A 16911-nucleotide genomic window follows, 5' to 3' on the forward strand; every position below is an offset into this window, starting at 1 on the left:
CGCGGGGAACCGGGCATCGTCGTGCGACTGTCGCGTCAGTGCGTGCGCGCCGGGCGGCGGCGGTCCTGCTCGAACCGGCCACCCTCCGGGCGGGCCGCGGCGCGCGGACCGTCGAAGCGGGCGCCGGCCGCCGGCCGGTCGGTGCGCTCGGTGCGGACCCGGTCGGCGAACCGCCGCTCGCCCCCACCGAACCCGGCCCGGTCGCCGCCGAACGGCTTGTCACCGTACGTGCGCTCGCCGCGCGGCCGGTCCGCCCACGGGCGGTCGCCGCCGCTGCGCGGGGCGTGCCCGCCCCGGTCGCGGTCCTGGAAGCGGCCGCGCGGGCGGTCACCGGCGTCGCGGCGCGGGCGGCGCTGCGGCTCCGGCTCCTCCTTCACCGGCACGCCGCTGGGCTCGCGGGCCCCGGTCAGCGCGGCCAGCGACTCGTCGCCCGCCTTGCAGCGCAGCTGCGACGGCTCCACGCCGGCCTTCTCCATCATCGAGATCGTGCTGCGCCGCTGCTTCGGCAGCACCAGCGTCGCCACCGCGCCCGACTCGCCCGCGCGCGCCGTGCGGCCCGCCCGGTGCAGGTAGTCCTTCGGGTCCTTCGGCGGGTCCACGTGCACGACCAGCGAGACGCCGTCGACGTGGATGCCGCGGGCGGCCACGTCGGTGGCGACCAGCACGTTCGTCCGGCCCTCCTTGAACTCGGCCAGCGTGCGGGTGCGCACCCGCTGCGTCTTGCCGCCGTGCAGGGCACCCGCCCGGACGCCGACCTCCCGCAGCTGACCCACCAGGCGGTCCACGCCGAGCTGGGTGCGGGCGAACACCATCGTCTTGCCCGGCCGCGACGCGATCGCCGCCGTCACCTTGAACTTGTCCTGCGGCGGGATCAGCAGGACGTGGTGCTCCATCGTCGTGACGCTCGCCTCGGCCGGGGCCGTCGAGTGCGTCACCGGGTCCGTCATGAACCGCTTCACCAGGGCGTCCACGTCGCCGTCGAGCGTCGCCGAGAACAGCAGCCGCTGGCTGCCCTCCGGGGTCTTCTCCAGCAGCTCGGTCACCTCGGGCAGGAAGCCCATGTCGGCCATCTGGTCGGCCTCGTCCAGCACCGTGACCTCGATCTCGTCGAGGCTGCACGCGCCCCGCTCGATCAGGTCCTTCAGCCGGCCCGGCGTCGCCACCATGACCTCGACGCCGCGGCGCAGCGCGTCCAGCTGCCGGTCGTACGGCACGCCGCCGACCGCGGTCTTCAGGAACACGCCGATCGACTTGCCGAGCGGCAGCAGCGCGTCGTTGACCTGCATGGCCAGCTCGCGCGTCGGGACCAGGATCAGCGCCTTCGGGTGGTGCGGGGCGGCCTTGCCGCCCTGGGCGACGCGGGCCAGCACCGGCAGCCCGAACGCCAGCGTCTTGCCGGAGCCCGTCTGCCCGCGGCCGAGCACGTCGCGGCCCGCGACCGCGTCCGGGATCGTGGCGGACTGGATGTCGAACGGGGTGGTGATGCCCTCCCGCGCCAGCGCCCGCACCAGGTCGCGGGGCAGGCCGAAGTCGCCGAAGCTCGCCGTCGCCGGGGCCGCCGTCTCCGGAAGGTCTGTCTGGATGCTGTCCGCGGCCTCGACGGGGGTGTCGAGAACGGACGGGAACGTGCTGGGGTCAGCGAAAATGCTCAACGGAACCTCTCTACGGGGGCGCAATCCCGCATGTGGCCCGCCGCGGCTTGGGGGAGGTGAGGTTTGCCGCTGATCGCCCGCAGATGCGCCCGGTGGCGGGGCCGTGTGCCCACGCCGAATGAATAACTCGGAACAGTGTACGGGTCAACGCAACTCGGACGGTTCGCATTCCACCCGGTCGTGGCAGGACTCACCCGCCCCGGCCGCTACTGGCCGAACCCGCCGAACAGCCCCGACATCATGTTCCCGGCCGCCAGCACCGCGATCACACTGATGCCGACCAGCGCCAACAGCACCACCGCCATGATGATGACGACCTTGCGGTTGTTGCGGCTCGACTGCTGCTGACCGATGTCCGACCAACCCTGGTTCAGGATGTGCCCCGTCAGCGACCCGGTGTTCTCCACCGCGTCGTGGTAGGCATGCGTCGGCACCGCCATGGTCCGGTCGCCGACCTCCAGCTCGCCCGCCTCGTAGACGGTCCCCCGCTGCGCCGGCACCACCTGCGTCGCCTCCGGCGCCCGCACCACCTGGGTGCGCGTCGCGTCCGGCTCCGCCGTCGCCTGCGCCTGGCCCTGGCCCTGGCCCTGGCGGGCCCCGCCGACCGCCGGCCACGCGCCGGTCGACTGGTAGATGCGCGGCTGCCCGCTGGTCGGCGCCGCCGGCGGCATCGAGTACGACGGCAGCGCGGCCGGCGGCTGTGATTCGGTCACGAACGAACTTCCACTTCTCGACAACGGCGCCTCGGACCGCCCCGGCACGGACGGCTCGCGCCGATCCTCCCCGACGCCCGCAACCCCACCACCACCGGAACCACCCCGCGACCCGGCATGCCCGGCGATGACGGGCATGGGGGGCATGGGCGGCATGGGTCCCGGTCCGGGCGGCACCGGTCCTGGGCCGGGGCCCGGCGGTACGGGGCTGGGGCCGGGGCCCGGAGGCACGGGGCTCGGTCCGGGGCCCGGCGGCACCGGGTCCGGTCCCGGTCCGGGCGGCGTCGGGTCCGGTCCTGGACCGGGCGGTGTCGGGCCGGGGACCGGCGGTGTCGGCGGCACCGGGCCGGGGCCTGGCGGGGTCGGCGGCATCGGGCCGGGTCCGGGCGGTGTCGGGCCGGGTCCGGGCGGTGTGGGGCCCGGGCCTGGCGGTGTGGGGCCCGGGCCTGGCGGTGTCGGGCCCGGGCCGGGTGGGGTGGGGCCGGGGACCGGCGGCGCCGGGCTCGGGGCCGGGCCCGGGGTGGGCGACGGTCCGGGATCCGGGGCCGGCTCCGGGTGGGGCGCCGGGCCCGGCTCGGGTGCCGGGTGCGGGACCGGGGCGGGCTCCGGTTCGGGCGCGGGCACCGGCTTCGGGGCAGGCCCGGGCCCGGGAACCGGCGCGGGCGGCGGCACCGGCGTGGGCGTCGGCTCGGGGATCGGCGCGGGCGACGGGCCCGGCTCGGAAGGCTGAGCCGCGCCATCGGCGGCGCCCTCCTCAGCGGCCGCCGAACCCGCGGTCCGGCCGGCGAACCAGTCGGCCCCCTCGTTCTTCACACTGAGCCGCGGGGCGGACCCGTTCGCCGACCCGGCCGCGCTGCTGCCGGCCGTGGCGGGCTTGTCGTCGGCCGGGGCCGGGCGGCCGTTGGCCTGGGCGGCGGCGGAGAGCCCACCGGCGCGGTACAGCTTCGCCTGCCCGGTGCTCTCGGTGAGGGCGCGGATCCCGGCGGCGTCGATCCGGCTGTCCACGGGACTGGCCCCGGGCACGGAGGCGGTAGCCCGCGTCTGCCCGGACGACCCGCCAACCTCGCCTGACCGGTACGTGTGCGGCACGGGCCGCGTGCCCTCACCGGGCGGCAGCTCACCACCGTCCACCCCACCGGGAACCCGCACCCGCCCGCTCACGGACCCGGCCTCCCCGGGCACGGCACTGACGGGCGCGGCGCTCACGGGGGCGGAGCTGACCGGCGCGGCGCTGACGGGCGAGGAACTGAACGGCGAGCCACTCACCGGCGCGGCGCTGTCCGGCGCGGCACTCACGGGCGCGGCGCTGTCGGGCGCGGCACTCGCCGAAGAAGCACTCACCGAAGAAGCACTCACCGAAGAACTCACCGGCCCCTCACCCACCGGCGCACCCGACACCGGAGCGCCCGGCTCCGCGGCCGAGGGCAGACCCGACAGGGCAGCGCTGGAGGAAGAAGGCGGAGTCCCCGGCGTGGCGGAGTCGGTGGAGGTGTCCGTCGATGGGGCATTGCCGGCCCACAGGGCGCCCGGAGGCGGCGGCGCCGGCAGCTCGTAGACGTCCGATTCATCCGCGGCAAGGGGAGCGGGGGCGGGTGCGGGCGCGGGTGTGCCGACCGGGGGCAGGGCGGCGAGCGGGGGGAGTTCCCCGCTGTCGTCCGGTGCCGGCTGGTGCTTGTGCATGGGGCCTCCCACCACCGCCGAGCCGGCCGCGGGACGGGGCAGCCGGGCGCAGGCGCTTCCTGTCCTTACCGTGCCACATCCCGGCCGAAGATCACACCCCGCGGGTCACCGGTCGGAGGCGTCCGCGGAGGCCGAGCGGGACGCGGCGCCCGAGGCGGACCGGGAGGCGGAGCCCGACGCCGAGCCCGACGCCGAGCCGGACGCCGAGCTGGATGCCGACCCCGAGGCGGGACCGCTCGCCGAGGCGTCGCCGGACGGCGTGCCGGTGGTCGGCGTGGGGTCGGTCGTGGGGGTCGGGTCGGTGGGCGACGGGGTCGGCGACGGGGTGGTCGGCTTCGGCGTCGTCGGCTTGGGGCTGGGGGAGCCGGTGGTCGGCTTGGGCGACGGCGAGGTGGTGCCGGGCTTCGGGGTGGCCGACGTCGGCGGCTTCGCCGTGGCGGTGGTGCCGGGGCGCGGGGTGGTGGGGATGGCCGGCGGCTTCACGGGCTCGTCGACGGCGCCGTAGATGCGGGTGGCGGCGAACAGGCGGGACCAGCGCACGGTGGTGACGCGCACGGGGACGCCGGAGCGGGGCGCCTCGACCATCTGCCCGTTGCCGATGTACATGGCGACGTGGTGGATGTCGGTCCAGCTGTTGCTGGAGGAGAAGAACAGCAGGTCGCCGGGGACGAGCTGTTCGGGGTTGACGGTGTTGGCGCGGGTGGCCCAGTACTGGTGGCGGGAGACCCGGGGCAGCTTGCGGTAGCCGGCGTCGATGTAGGCGGCGAGCATGAGGCCGGAGCAGTCGAAGCGGTCCGGGCCCTCGGCGCCCCACAGGTACATGTCGCCGAGCTGGCCGAGCGCGTAGGTGACCGCCTTGATGGCGGACGGGTGGGCGCCCTTGCCGTCGAGGTCGCCGCCGATGACGTAGCGCTCGCCGAGGTTCTGTTCGCGCTGCTCGATGACCGCCTCGTCGATGGCGATCTGCGCGGCGTTGTCCTGCTCGAGCTTGGTGAGGGCGGCGGCCTGCTTGCGGTAGTCGGCGTCCGTCTTGTCGTACTGCTGGTACAGGGCCTGGTTGCGGGCGGCGGCGGTGCGCTTCTCGGTGTCGACGAGGCGGTACGCCTGCTCGGCGAGGGCCAGGTGGCGGGCGGCGGCGTCGCGGCCGGCGGTCTCGCCGCGCTGGATGCGCGACAGCGAGCCGAGGCCGTGCCAGCGGGAGCCGTACTCGGCGTCGGGCATGGCGGCCGACTCGCGCAGGGAGGCGGCGGCGGCCGCGGCGGCCTCGGCCCTGGCGGCCTGGAGGGCGGCGTCGGCGGCGGCGTACCGGGTGTCGACGGTGGCGGCGGCCTGGCGGGCGATCGCCTGCTGTTCGCGCAGCTCCAGCAGGCGGTCGCCGAGGGCGGCGACCTTGTCGCGCTGCTTCTCGACCTTGGCGAGCAGCGGCGTGGTGGCGATGGTGGTGACGGGGGTGGTGATGGTGGGCGCGCTGGTGCCGGGCAGCTGGAGGGCGCCGGCGGGGGCGGGCCGGGAGCCGCTGTCGGGCACGCCGATGGGGTCGGTCGGGGCGGCCAGGGCGGGCAGCGGCGACAGGAAGACGCTGAGGGCGGCGACGGCGGCGGCGGACAGCATCGCGGGGCGGCGCAGTGCGGGTGTGCCTGCCCGCCGGCGTGCCGTCCGGTGCCGTCCCCTGCTGCCTGTGGTCAATGCGCTCCCCGTCCGCGACCACCGGTGTGTCGACCCGTCCCCGAAACACGGGTCTCCGAACGCCGGCGCTTGTCTCGTTCCCCCCTCAAGGGTTTACCCCACCGACACGACGGCTGTCGATCCGATCCGGGTGAAAGGAAGCTGAGAATCCTTCAGCATTGGGACGTATCGGGCGAAGTGTCGTGGATCCGTCGTGAGGTTCGCCGCCCTCCGGCTCCGCGGGCGCGTCCCGTCGCACCCCGGACGTAGGCTCGGACCGAGCGGATGGAGAGGGGCACACATGGACGCCGGGCTGAAGCGCGACCTCGAGGCCAAGGTCTACGAGGGGGCCCGCCTGAGCCGTGCGGACGGCGAGGCGCTGTACGCGTCCGACGACCTGGCCTGGCTCGGCCGCCTGGCGCACCACAAGCGCACCGAGCTGAACGGCGACCGGGTGATGTTCAACGTCAACCGGCACCTCAACCTCACGAACGTGTGCTCCGCGAGCTGCGCGTACTGCTCCTTCCAGCGCAAGCCGGGGGAGAAGGACGCGTACACGATGCGCATCGACGAGGCCGTCCGCAAGGCCAAGGAGATGGAGGACGAGCAGCTCACCGAGCTGCACATCGTCAACGGCCTGCACCCGACGCTGCCGTGGCGCTACTACCCGAAGGTGCTGCGCGAGCTGAAGGCGGCGCTGCCGAACGTCAAGCTGAAGTGCTTCACCGCCACCGAGGTGCAGTGGTTCGAGAAGATCAGCGGCCTGCCGGCGAGCGAGATCCTCGACGAGCTGATGGACGCCGGCCTGGAGTCGCTGACCGGCGGCGGCGCGGAGATCTTCGACTGGGAGGTCCGGCAGCACATCGTCGACCACGCCTGCCACTGGGAGGACTGGTCGCGCATCCACCGGCTGGCCCATGAGAAGGGCATGAAGACGCCGGCGACGATGCTGTACGGCCACATCGAGGAGCCGCGGCACCGCGTCGACCACGTCATGCGCCTGCGGGAGCTGCAGGACGAGACGGGCGGCTTCGCGGTCTTCATCCCGCTGCGCTACCAGCACGACTTCGTCGACTCGGCGGACGGCAAGGTCCGCAACCGCATCCAGGCGCAGACGACGATGGCGGCGCCGGCCGAGTCGCTGAAGACGTTCGCGGTGTCCCGGCTGATGTTCGACAACGTGCCGCACGTGAAGTGCTTCTGGGTCATGCACGGCCTGTCGGTGGCGCAGCTGTCGCTGAACTTCGGCGTGGACGACCTGGACGGCTCGGTGGTGGAGTACAAGATCACCCACGACGCCGACTCGTACGGCACGCCGAACACGATGCACCGCGAGGACCTGCTCAACCTCATCTGGGACGCCGGTTTCCAGCCGGTCGAGCGCAACACCCGCTACGAGGTCGTGCGCGAGTACGACCGGCCGGTGTCGCTGGCGGACCGCCGCAGCGAGCCGCAGCAGGTCTGGGCGTAGTCTCGTCCCGTCATGACCGAGACCCGCACGTACCCGCGACGCGACGCCGAGGGGCGCATCGCCTCCATCTCCGACCTGCTCGGGGTGGTGCTGGCGGGCCTGCTCGTCGGCGTGGCCGTCCTGCTGCTGTTCGAGGCCGTGATGTCGGTGCTGCAGCTGTCGCGCTTCGGCCAGGCGAGCGGCTGGCTGGCGGTGCTGCTGCCGGCGTGGACGTTCGTCGAGGAGTTCCGGGCGGTGGGCTACGGCGGCCGCCGCATCGTCGTCGCGATCCTGGCGGCGGGCTTCGGCGTCGGTGTCGGCATGACGGTGGCGGGCGCCGTCGCGCAGTCGTTCCCGCCGCTGGTCAGCGGCGCCGCGGGCGCCGCCGGCACGAGCGTGTTCTACGCCCTGATCTGGTTCTACGGCCTGCGGTCGCTGCGCGACCGGGCGGGCTGAGGAGGGTCGTCATGAGTCCGGCGCTGAAGTACACACTGGGCCGACTGGGCATCTTCGCCGCCGTGTTCGCGGCGACGCTGCCGATCCCGCTGGTGGAGAACATCTTCGTCAAGGCGATGGTGGCGCTGGTCATCAGCGCCGTGCTGTCGTTCTTCCTGCTGCGCCGGTGGCGCGAGGAGATGAACGACCAGCTGGCGGAGGCGGTCGTGAAGCGCCGCGAGGAGAAGGAGAAGCTGCGCGCGGCGCTGGCCGGCGAGGACGACAAGCCGCAGGCCTGACCATCGACGCGGATGCATAACACCGCGGGACGATCAGTTCGGCATGTTGTGGTGATCACCGCCTGATGGTGCAGTGAGCGCACGCCTCACGAAGGCCCCTCACCCCCAGGAGGTCCGCGCATGAGATCCCGTGTGTCCCGTAAGGCACTGACTCGGGCAACCGTGCTGGCCGCTGTCGCCGCGGTCGGCCTGACCGCCGTCGGCAGCGCTCCGGTGGCCGCTCAACCAGCGCAGCCCGGAGCGCCTCGGGGTGACGCATCCGCCGCGTACGAGGTGTACGACGCGCGCACCCGCGACCAGGTGAACGCGGTGGCCGCCAGCGGCGCCGCGATCGACGCGGTGGAGCACGGCGTCGTGGAGATCACGGCGACGTCCGCCGAGGTGGCGAAGATCCGCGCGCTGGGCTTCGAGGTGCGGGCGCTGCCCGCGGCGGGGCACGGGCAGAAGGCGCCGAGCGCGGACCGGGCGCCGTCGACGCGGGACTTCCCGTCGCGTGACGCCGCGTTCCACAACTACGCCGAGCTGCAGGCGAAGGTGAACTCGGTGGTGGCGGCGTACCCGGCGATCGCGCAGAAGCGGGTGATCGGCAAGTCGTACCAGAACCGGGACATCGTCGCGGTCAAGATCTCGGACAACGTGGCGACGGACGAGAACGAGCCCGAGGTCCTGTACGACGCCCAGCACCACGCGCGGGAGCACCTGACCACCGAGATGGCGGTCTACCTGCTGAACCTGTACACGTCGAGCTACGCCAGCGACACCCGGATCCGCAACATCGTGAACAGCCGCGAGATCTGGATCATCCCGCAGGTCAACCCGGACGGCAGCGAGTACGACATCGCCACCGGCTCGTACCGGTCGTGGCGCAAGAACCGCCAGCCGAACACGGGTTCGTCCTACGTGGGCACCGACCTGAACCGCAACTACTCGTACCGCTGGGGCTGCTGCGGCGGCTCGTCGGGTTCGACGTCGTCGGACACGTACCGCGGCCCGTCGTCGTTCTCGGCGCCGGAGACCCGGGTGGTCCGCGACTTCGTGAACAGCCGGGTCGTGGGCGGGGTGCAGCAGATCAAGGCGGGCATCGACTTCCACACGTACTCGGAGCTGGTGCTCTGGCCGTACGGGCACACGACGGCGGACACGTCGACGGGCATGTCGGCGGACCAGAACAACACGTTCCGGACGCTGGGCCGGTCGATGGCGGCGACGAACGGCTACACGCCGCAGCAGTCGAGCGACCTGTACGTCACGGACGGCGACCTGCTCGACTGGATGTGGGGGACGCACAAGATCTTCCACTTCACGTTCGAGCTGTACCCGCGCAGCGCGTCGGCGGGCGGCTTCTACCCGCCGGCGAGCGTCATCACCCGGGAGACGACGCGCAACCGCGAGGCGGTGCTGCTGCTGGCCGAGGCCGCGGACTGCGCGTACAAGGTGATCGGCAAGCAGGCCCAGTACTGCTGACGCACGGCTGAGCAGAGAGCCCCGCGCCGGGTGCGCGGGGCTCTCTTCCGCTCGATAGTCGAGTTATGTAGAGTTTCGGCCATGCCCCGCCGACCGCACACCTCGCCGCAGACGCTGCGGCTGTTCGACGCGCTGCTCGCCGACGCCGCCCGCTGGCGCTACGGCTACGACCTCAGCCGCGAGACCGGCCTCGCCAGCGGCACCCTCTACCCACTGCTCATGCGGCTCGCCGACCAGCAGCTGCTGGAGACCGGCTGGGAGCCGTCCGACGAGCCCGGCCGGCCGCCGCGGCACACGTACCGGCTGACCTCGGACGGCGCCGCCCTCGCCCGGCAGCGGCTCGCGGCGGCCGCCGAGCGCGCGCCCGCCGCCCGCCGGCTCGGACCGGCGGCGCCCGGGGGCGCGGCGTTCGGCCTGGCCCGGTTCCGCGCGGCCCTGACCGGCGGCGCCGACGGCGGCCGCGCGGGCGAGGTGGTCGCGTGACCACGCCCGCCGCCACCCGCCCGGCCGCCGCCGAGCGCCACGACCCGTTGCGCGCCGCCGCCCGAGCCGTGCTCACCCTCGCCGTGCGCGGGCGGCGGGCCGAGGGCGGCCCGTGGGGCGAGGCGGTGCTGCGCGAGTTCGACCAGACCACCGGCCGCTGGGAGGCGCTGCGCTGGACCGCCGGCGGCGTCCGGGCCGCACTGCGCGAGCGCCGCACCCGCGCCGCCACCGGCGCGCCGGCCGTCCACCGGCCGTGGCGGGCCGTCGGGCTCACCCTGGCGCTCGTCGGGGTGCTCGCCGTCGTCGTCCGGCTGTGGGTGCTGCAGTTCGTCTACATCCCGTCCGGCTCCATGCAGCCCACGCTCACGATCGGCGACCGGGTGGCCGTCGAGAAGCTCAGCCACCACGCCGGCGTCGACCGCGGCGACGTCGTCCTGTACGAGCAGCGGGGGCGCTCGTCCGTTAAGCGGGTCCTGGGGCTGCCCGGCGACCGCCTGGAGTGCCGCGACGGCCGGCTGCTGCGCGACGGCGCCCCCGTCGACGAGCCGTACCTCACGCCCGGCACCGTCACCGAGTGCGCGCCGGTCACCGTGCCGGCGGGCGCCCTGTACGTGCTGGGCGACCACCGCGAGGTCTCCCACGATTCCCGCCGGGACGGTTTCGTACCGCAGGACACGGTCTTCGGCACCGCCCTCGGGGTGGCGTGGCCGCTGGGATAGCGTGCGGGTGACCGCTCCCAGCGAAGCCGGTGCGAATCCGGCGCTGTCCCGCAACTGTGAAGGCCCTCGCCGACCGGGGGCCCAGCCAGGTCGCCTGCGGCGCGGTCGCGAACCGCGCTCTCGGGGAAAGGGCGCCTCGCAGGCGGGCGCCGCACTCCGACGCCTGTCGGCGAAGCAACCGCCTCGGCCGACAGGAGGACCAGCACCGTGCGTAGAAGAACCGCCCTCGCCCTCGCCGCCGCGCTCGCGCTCACGGCGACCGGCTGCGCCGACCCGGCGCGCAACGACCCGCCCGCCACGGGGGCCAGCAGTGCCGCGGCCGCGTACCCCGTGACCGTCGGCACCGTGACCCTCGCGGCCCGGCCGGAGAAGATCATCTCGCTGTCGCCGACGGTGACCGAGATGCTCTTCGCCATCGGCGCCGGGCCGCAGGTCGCGGCCGTCGACGACCAGTCGACGTACCCGGCCGGGACGCCCGTCACCGACCTGTCCGGCTTCAAGCCGAACGCCGAGTCCGTCGCGTCCCGCCAGCCCGACCTGGTCGTGCTGTCCACCGACACCAACCGGGTCGTCGAGCAGCTCACCGCGCTGAAGGTGCCCACGTTCGTGGCGCCCGCCGCCACCACGCTCGACGACACCTACCGGCAGATCACCGAGCTGGGCGCCCTCACCGGGCACCCGGCCGAGGCGGCCGCGCTGACCCAGCGCATGAAGGACGACATCACCAAGATCACGGCCGGGCTGCCGCAGCGCGCCGAGCCGCTCAGCTACTACTACGAGCTCGACCCCACCTACTACTCGGTGACGTCGAAGACGTTCGTCGGCTCGATCATGAGCTCGCTGGGCCTGCAGAGCGTCGCCGACGCGGCCGACGCCGACAACAAGGCGGGCGGCTACCCGCAGCTGTCGCAGGAGGCGCTCGTCGGCGCCGACCCGGACGTCATCTTCCTCGCCGACACCAAGTGCTGCCAGCAGTCCGCCGCCACGGTCAAGGCCCGCAAGGGCTGGGCCGGCATCACCGCGGTGAAGACCGGGCAGATCGTCGAGCTCGACGACGACATCGCGTCCCGCTGGGGCCCCCGCGTCGTCGACCTCGTCCGCACCGTCGCCGACGCGGTGGCCAAGGTCCCCGCGTGACGCTCGGCCCGGCCGCGCGTCCCGCGCGACTGCGACCGCTCTGGCTGGTGGCCGGTGCGGTCGCGGTCGTCGCGGCCGCGCTGGCCGGGCTGGCGTTCGGGCCGGTCACGCTGCCGCCGGGCAGCGTCGCCGCCGAACTGCTCAACCTCCTGCCGGGGGTACGCATCGACAGCGGCCTCACCGAACGCGAGGTCGCCATCATCACCGAGCTGCGCCTGCCGCGCGTCGTGCTCGGGCTCATCGTCGGCGGGATGCTCGCCCTGGCCGGCACCGCCTACCAGGGCGTGTTCCGCAACCCGCTCGCCGACCCGCACCTGCTCGGCGTCGCCTCCGGCGCGGGCCTCGGCGTCACCGCCGTCATCGCCGGGCGGGTGGCCGCCGGCGACGCCACCACCAACCTGCCCGTCGGCGTGCCCGTCGCCGCGTTCGTCGGCGCCGTCGGCGCGGTCGGGCTCACCTACCTGCTCGGCGTCGCGGGCGGGCGCGGCCGCAGCCCCGCCACGCTCATCCTGGCCGGCGTCGCCGTGTCGGCGTTCCTCGACGCCGCCCAGACGTACCTCATGCAGCGCCACGTCGACAGCCTGCGCGAGGTGTACTCCTGGCTGCTCGGCCGCCTCGCCACCGCCGGCTGGCACGACGTGCGCATGGTCCTGCCGTACGCCGTCGTCACCGCCGCCGTCGTGCTCGCCCACCGCCGCGTCCTCGACGTGCTCGGCGTCGGCGACGCGGAGGCCACCGCCCTCGGCCTGCACCCCCAGCGTGCCCGGCTCGTGCTGCTCGCCGCCGCCTCGCTCGGCACCGCGGCGGCCGTCAGCGTCTCCGGCCTGATCGGCTTCGTCGGCATCATCGTCCCGCACACCCTGCGCATGCTCGCCGGGGCGTCGCACCGCGTCCTGCTGCCGCTGTCGGTGCTGTTCGGCGGCGCGTTCCTCACCCTCACCGACCTCGTCGCCCGCACCGTCGCCACCCCGGCCGAGATCCCCATCGGCGTGGTCACCGCGTTCCTCGGCGCCCCGTTCTTCGTGCTGGTGCTGCGCAGCATGGGCGGGCGGACCACATGACCGTCCACGTCACCGGCCTGCGCGTCGCCCTCGACGGCACGCCCATCCTGCACGGCGTCGACCTCACCGTCGCCGCCGGCGAGTGGGTCACCGTCATCGGCCCGAACGGCGCCGGCAAGTCCACGCTGCTGCGCGCCGTCGGCGGCCTGCTGCCCTTCACGGGCACGGTCACCATCGCCGGTACGGAACTCGGCCGGCTCGCCCGCCGCGCCCGCGCCCGCCGCGTCGCCACCGTCGTCCAGTCCCCGGTCGTCCCGCCCGGCATGGCCGTCCTCGACTACGTGCTGCTCGGCCGCACCCCGTACATCGCGCCGCTGGGCCGCGAGTCCGCCGCCGACCTGACCGCCGTCCACGATGTCCTGCGCCGCCTCGACCTGGAGCCCTTCGCGAGCCGCCGCCTGGAGACCCTGTCCGGCGGCGAACGCCAGCGCGTGTTCCTCGCCCGCGCCCTCGCCCAGGGCGCCTCCGTCCTGCTGCTCGACGAGCCGACCAGCGCCCTCGACATCGGCCACCAGCAGGAGGTCCTGGAACTCGTCGACCGGCTGCGCCGCGAGAACGGCCTGACCGTCCTGGCTACCATGCACGACCTCACCACCGCCGGCGAGTACGCCGACCGCCTCGTCCTGCTCGCCGACGGCCGGGTGGCGGCGGCCGGACCGCCCGCCGACGTGCTGACCGAGACCCTGCTGGCCGAGCACTACCGGGTCCGCGTCCGCGTCATCCCGGGCGACCACGGCCCGCTCGTCGTGCCGGTGCGGGGCTGACGGCCGTGCGGACGTTCCTGCGGCCGGACGACGTGCGCGACCTCGTCGCCGGGCAGTTCGGCACCGGCCGGCGGCTCGTCGGGCTGGACCGGCTCACCGGCGGCACCAGGAAGGGCGTCTACCGGCTCCGGCTGGACGACGGGACGACCGCCGTCCTCTACGTGTGGGCGCCCGGCGAGAACTACTGGCCGCCGTCGCCGGCCGTGCCCGACGACCCGTTCACCGACGCGTCCGGCGCGGACCTGTTCGCCACCGCCCACACCGCCCTGACCGCCGCGGGCGTGCGGGTGCCGCACCTGCTGCTGCTCGACCGCACGGGCCGGCACCTCGGCGCCGACATCGCGCTCACGGAGGACGCCGGGGCGGTGAAGCTGGAAGCCCTGCTGGAGCGCGACCCGGCCGCCGCCGCCGCGCCGCTGGCCGCGCTCGGGGACGCCCTGCGCCGGATGCACACCACGCCCGGCCCGCACCCGGGCCGGCTCGCCGGCGCTCCCCGCTCGTCCCGGTCCGCCGAGGACATCGTCGTGGACCGGGCGCTGCTGCACCTGCGCGCCGTCGCCGCCCGCGACGCCCGGATGGCCGACGCCCACGACCGGATCGCCGGGCACGTGCGGCGGCTGCGCGCCGCGGTTCAGGCCCGCAGCACGTACGGGCTGGTGCACGGCGAGCTGGGGCCCGACCACGTCCTCGTCACGCCCGCCGGGGAGCCCGTGCTCATCGACATCGAGGGCCTGACGTGGTTCGACGTCGAGTGGGAGCACGCGTGGCTGCGGATGCGGTTCGGCGACGCGTACCCGCGGCTGCGTCCGGTCGAGCTCGACCCGCACCGGCTGGAGCTGTACCGGTACGCGCAGGTGCTGTCCCTGATCGAGGGCCCGCTGCGGATAGCGGACACCGACTTCCCCGACCGGCAGTGGATGCTCGACCTGGCCGAGTGGAACATCACGCAGGCGCTCGCCGCCGTCGGGCCCTGACTCAGCGCAGCAGCGGGGCGACCTCCCGGGCCGCGAAGCGCAGGAACCCCACCGGGTCCGGCTCGTCGAGGGCGGGCTGGAGCAGCACCGTCGTGGCGCCCGCGTCGAACCAGCGGCGCAGGCCCGCCGCCACCTCGCCGGCGTCGCCCGTGACCGCCAGATCGGTGACCGGGGCGTCCGGGGAGTCGCCGAAGCGGTGCAGTTCGCGGGTGACGCGGTCGAGGGCGTCCGGGCCGGTGGCGGCGAGGACGTTGACGACCACGGGCAGGGCGCCGGTGCGGCCGGCGGCGGCGTGGCCCTCGTCGATCCGGGCCTTGAGGGTGGTCAGCTCGGCCGGGCTGGTGGCGGCCGTGAGCAGGGTGCCCTCGCCGACCTCGCCGGCCAGGCGCAGCGTCTTCGGGCCGGACGCGCCGACGTGGACGCTGGTGTCGACCGGGGCCCAGTCGAGCGCCACGTCGTCCAGTTTGACGTAGCGGCCGGTGACGGTGAGGCGGTCGCCGCGCAGCAGGGCGCGCAGCGCCGTCGTGTACTCGCGCAGCAGCGTCAGCGGGGACGCCACCCGCTCGCCGACCTGGCCCATCCACGACTGGACGCCGTGGCCGACGCCGATGATCGCGCGGCCGGGGAACATGCGCTCCAGGGTGGCGATCTCCATGGCGGTCAGGGCGACGTTGCGCAGCGGCACCGGCAGCAGGCCCACGCCGACGCGGACGCGGGTGGTGGCGCCCAGGATGGCGGCCGCCGCGGACAGGCCGCTGGTCCAGAAGCAGTCCTCCCACAGCCACAGCTCGTCGAGGCCGGCCTCGTCGGCCGCGCGGGCGGCGTCGAGGAGGCGCTCGGGCGGGAGCTGGGGCAGGACGATGGCGCCGACTGTGCTCATCACCGCAGGCTAACGTGATCAGCCGCCCTGCAGCACCGCGAAGAGGGAGCCCTGCGGGTCCCGTAACCCGGCGAAGCGGCCGAACTCGAAGTCGGTGGCGGGGGTGGCGACGCTGCCGCCCAGCCCGGTGGCCGTGGCGACCGCCGCGTCGCAGTCGGCCACCTGGAAGTAGCTCAGCCAGTGGGCGGGCAGGTCCGTCGGCCAGTCCGGGCCGAGCATCGGCTTCATGGCGGCGACGGGACGCCCGCCGAGCCGCCACACCGTGTACGGGCCGTACGACATGACGCTGTGCTCCGGCTCCCAGCCGAACACCGCGCCGTAGAACGCCACCGACCCGTCGACGTCACGGGTGAGCAGTTCGGTCCAGGTCAGGGCGCCGGGGGCGTCGAAGAGTTCGGCGCCGGGCATCGTGCCGGCCTGCCACACGCTGAACGGGGCGCCGGCCGGGTCCAGGAAGGCGGCCATCCGGCCCTGGTCGCCGACGTCGAACGGGGCCACCAGGACCTTGCCGCCGGCCGCCTCGACGCGGTCCGCCGTGGCGTCCGCGTCGGGATCGGCGAAGTAGCTGCTCCAGGTGACGGGCTGGCCCGCCGCGAACAGGGGGCCCGCGCCCGCCACCGGGGCGCCGTCGAGCGTGAAGATCGTGTAGCCGCCGTACTGCTCGTCGGGGGAGACGTTCGCGGTCCAGCCGAACAGTCCGGTGTAGAAGGCGGTGGCGGCCGTCAGGTCGGACGTGCCGAGATCCACCCAGGTGGGGAAGCCTGCCTCGGGGTGCGCCATGACCCTGAGCATGTCACGAGAAGCGCCGTCCCTCGTCCCGCCGATAGGCCCACACCGCGGCGCCGAGCAGCGCCACCGTCCACACGATCAGCGCGGCCATCGAGGTGCCGTTGAGCGGGAAGTCCGTGACGGCCGCCCACATCAGCTCGGCGGCGCCGCGGGTCGGCAGGTACGGCGCGACGGTGGCGACGAAGCCGGGCTCGTTGCCGGGCCCGCCGGTGAACAGGCCGCCGCCGAACGCCAGCGGCAGGAACAGCACCTGCGCCGCGACGATCGCGGCCTTGGCCGGCAGGGCGTAGCCGATGGCCAGGCCCATGAGGGTGAACGGGACGGCGGCCAGGACCAGCGCGCCGAGCCCGGCGACCAGCCCGCCCGGCGACACGGTGGCGGGGGTGAGCAGCGCGGCGACGACCAGCACGGGAATGAGTGACAGCAGCATCATCGCCAGGCCCGCGACGATCCGGCCGGCGAACGACGGCAGCGGGCCGCTGGGCAGGGTCCGCAGGTACGGGCTCCACGGCTGGTCGCGGTCGGTGGCGACGCCGATGCCGTACTGGAACAGGTTGGTCGTCATGACGGTGAACGTGAGCATCGAGGCGGTGGCGTAGGTGGCGCCGACGGCGTCGTCGCGGGTGAACGGGACGACGAAGAACAGCATGGACGCCGCCGGGAAGAACGCGCTGCCGATGAGCGCGACCGGGATGCGGACCGCCTCCAGCAGGTGGAAGCGGGCGTGGGTCAGGGTCAGGCTCACG

Annotated in this window: 16 protein-coding genes, 1 pseudogene and 1 riboswitch; of the genes and pseudogenes, 11 read left to right on the forward strand and 6 right to left on the reverse strand. The window is 74.5% G+C overall.

Features of this window, described 5'->3' with window-relative positions:
* Window positions 1-35: 35 nt before the first annotated feature.
* Window positions 36-1652, reverse strand: a complete 1617-nt coding sequence (locus tag Sya03_RS14710) for a DEAD/DEAH box helicase (protein ID WP_203938849.1) — start codon at window positions 1650-1652, stop codon at window positions 36-38.
* A gap of 206 nt (window positions 1653-1858) precedes the next feature.
* Window positions 1859-2365, reverse strand: a complete 507-nt coding sequence (locus tag Sya03_RS14715) for a hypothetical protein (RefSeq protein WP_203938850.1) — start codon at window positions 2363-2365, stop codon at window positions 1859-1861.
* Window positions 2366-3329: 964 nt separating this feature from the next.
* Between Sya03_RS14715 and Sya03_RS14720 the strand changes: the two genes are divergently transcribed.
* Window positions 3330-3920 (forward strand): hypothetical protein, encoded by a 591-nt coding sequence (locus tag Sya03_RS14720; protein ID WP_203938851.1) that lies wholly within the window; start codon window positions 3330-3332, stop codon window positions 3918-3920.
* 230 nt (window positions 3921-4150) lie between these two features.
* Here the strand turns inward: Sya03_RS14720 and Sya03_RS14725 are convergent, their stop codons facing one another.
* Complete coding sequence (locus tag Sya03_RS14725) at window positions 4151-5656, reverse strand: C40 family peptidase (protein WP_203938852.1); 1506 nt, start codon at window positions 5654-5656, stop codon at window positions 4151-4153.
* 355 nt (window positions 5657-6011) lie between these two features.
* Here Sya03_RS14725 and mqnE point away from each other — a divergent pair, with 355 nt between their 5' ends.
* The 10 genes and pseudogenes from mqnE to Sya03_RS14775 all read left to right on the forward strand — a co-directional run bounded on the left by mqnE (window position 6012) and on the right by Sya03_RS14775 (window position 14496).
* Complete coding sequence (mqnE, locus tag Sya03_RS14730; RefSeq protein WP_203938853.1) at window positions 6012-7181, forward strand: aminofutalosine synthase MqnE; 1170 nt, start codon at window positions 6012-6014, stop codon at window positions 7179-7181.
* A gap of 12 nt (window positions 7182-7193) precedes the next feature.
* Entirely contained in the window at window positions 7194-7616 is a 423-nt protein-coding gene (locus Sya03_RS14735; RefSeq protein WP_203938854.1) for a hypothetical protein, read from the forward strand.
* An 11-nt stretch (window positions 7617-7627) separates the two neighbouring features.
* Window positions 7628-7894, forward strand: coding sequence for a DUF4229 domain-containing protein (locus tag Sya03_RS14740; RefSeq protein ID WP_203938855.1), 267 nt, complete (start codon window positions 7628-7630; stop codon window positions 7892-7894).
* Window positions 7895-8014: 120 nt separating this feature from the next.
* A pseudogene (locus tag Sya03_RS14745) lies at window positions 8015-9355 on the forward strand (M14 family metallopeptidase); the annotation flags it as partial.
* 84 nt (window positions 9356-9439) lie between these two features.
* Complete coding sequence (locus Sya03_RS14750; RefSeq protein ID WP_203938857.1) at window positions 9440-9841, forward strand: PadR family transcriptional regulator; 402 nt, start codon at window positions 9440-9442, stop codon at window positions 9839-9841.
* On the forward strand, window positions 9838-10560 hold the full coding sequence (gene lepB, locus Sya03_RS14755; protein ID WP_203938858.1) for a signal peptidase I: 723 nt from the start codon (window positions 9838-9840) through the stop codon (window positions 10558-10560). Before Sya03_RS14750 ends, lepB begins: the two co-directional genes overlap by 4 nt.
* Window positions 10561-10585: 25 nt before the next feature.
* Window positions 10586-10650, forward strand: a riboswitch (cobalamin riboswitch).
* Window positions 10651-10767: 117 nt separating this feature from the next.
* Window positions 10768-11697: an ABC transporter substrate-binding protein gene (locus tag Sya03_RS14760; protein WP_203938859.1), complete on the forward strand. Its 930-nt coding sequence runs from the start codon at window positions 10768-10770 to the stop codon at window positions 11695-11697.
* Complete coding sequence (locus Sya03_RS14765; protein WP_203938860.1) at window positions 11694-12758, forward strand: FecCD family ABC transporter permease; 1065 nt, start codon at window positions 11694-11696, stop codon at window positions 12756-12758. The genes Sya03_RS14760 and Sya03_RS14765 overlap by 4 nt, the downstream gene beginning before the upstream one ends.
* Window positions 12755-13522, forward strand: coding sequence for an ABC transporter ATP-binding protein (locus Sya03_RS14770; RefSeq protein WP_203938861.1), 768 nt, complete (start codon window positions 12755-12757; stop codon window positions 13520-13522). The genes Sya03_RS14765 and Sya03_RS14770 overlap by 4 nt, the downstream gene beginning before the upstream one ends.
* A gap of 5 nt (window positions 13523-13527) precedes the next feature.
* Window positions 13528-14496, forward strand: coding sequence for a phosphotransferase family protein (locus tag Sya03_RS14775; protein WP_203938862.1), 969 nt, complete (start codon window positions 13528-13530; stop codon window positions 14494-14496).
* A gap of 1 nt (window position 14497) precedes the next feature.
* On the opposite strand, the gene Sya03_RS14780 is transcribed toward Sya03_RS14775, so the two are convergent.
* The 3 genes from Sya03_RS14780 to Sya03_RS14790 are packed head-to-tail and all read right to left on the reverse strand — an operon-like array spanning window position 14498 to window position 16910.
* Window positions 14498-15376 carry an LLM class flavin-dependent oxidoreductase gene (locus Sya03_RS14780; RefSeq protein WP_203938863.1) on the reverse strand — a complete coding sequence of 293 codons (879 nt, stop codon included), beginning with the start codon at window positions 15374-15376 and terminating at the stop codon, window positions 14498-14500.
* 18 nt (window positions 15377-15394) lie between these two features.
* Window positions 15395-16156, reverse strand: coding sequence for a VOC family protein (locus Sya03_RS14785; protein WP_203938864.1), 762 nt, complete (start codon window positions 16154-16156; stop codon window positions 15395-15397).
* A 13-nt stretch (window positions 16157-16169) separates the two neighbouring features.
* A complete protein-coding gene (locus Sya03_RS14790) occupies window positions 16170-16910 on the reverse strand; it encodes an ABC transporter permease (protein ID WP_203938865.1) in 741 nt (246 codons plus the stop codon).
* Between the last annotated feature and the right edge of the window lies 1 nt (window position 16911).

This window comes from Spirilliplanes yamanashiensis, assembly GCF_016863475.1.
In the GTDB taxonomy this organism is placed as follows: Bacteria; Actinomycetota; Actinomycetes; order Mycobacteriales; family Micromonosporaceae; genus Spirilliplanes; species Spirilliplanes yamanashiensis.

Coding starts and splice junctions, on each gene's coding strand:
- Sya03_RS14725 (WP_203938852.1), bottom strand. CDS start 5,656: ATGCTGTCCGCCGCCGCCGTCGCCGCCCTCAGCGTCTTCCTGTCGCCG.
- mqnE (WP_203938853.1), top strand. CDS start 6,012: ATGGACGCCGGGCTGAAGCGCGACCTCGAGGCCAAGGTCTACGAGGGG.
- Sya03_RS14735 (WP_203938854.1), top strand. CDS start 7,194: ATGACCGAGACCCGCACGTACCCGCGACGCGACGCCGAGGGGCGCATC.
- Sya03_RS14740 (WP_203938855.1), top strand. CDS start 7,628: ATGAGTCCGGCGCTGAAGTACACACTGGGCCGACTGGGCATCTTCGCC.
- Sya03_RS14750 (WP_203938857.1), top strand. CDS start 9,440: ATGCCCCGCCGACCGCACACCTCGCCGCAGACGCTGCGGCTGTTCGAC.
- Sya03_RS14770 (WP_203938861.1), top strand. CDS start 12,755: ATGACCGTCCACGTCACCGGCCTGCGCGTCGCCCTCGACGGCACGCCC.
- Sya03_RS14780 (WP_203938863.1), bottom strand. CDS start 15,376: ATGAGCACAGTCGGCGCCATCGTCCTGCCCCAGCTCCCGCCCGAGCGC.
- Sya03_RS14785 (WP_203938864.1), bottom strand. CDS start 16,156: ATGGCGCACCCCGAGGCAGGCTTCCCCACCTGGGTGGATCTCGGCACG.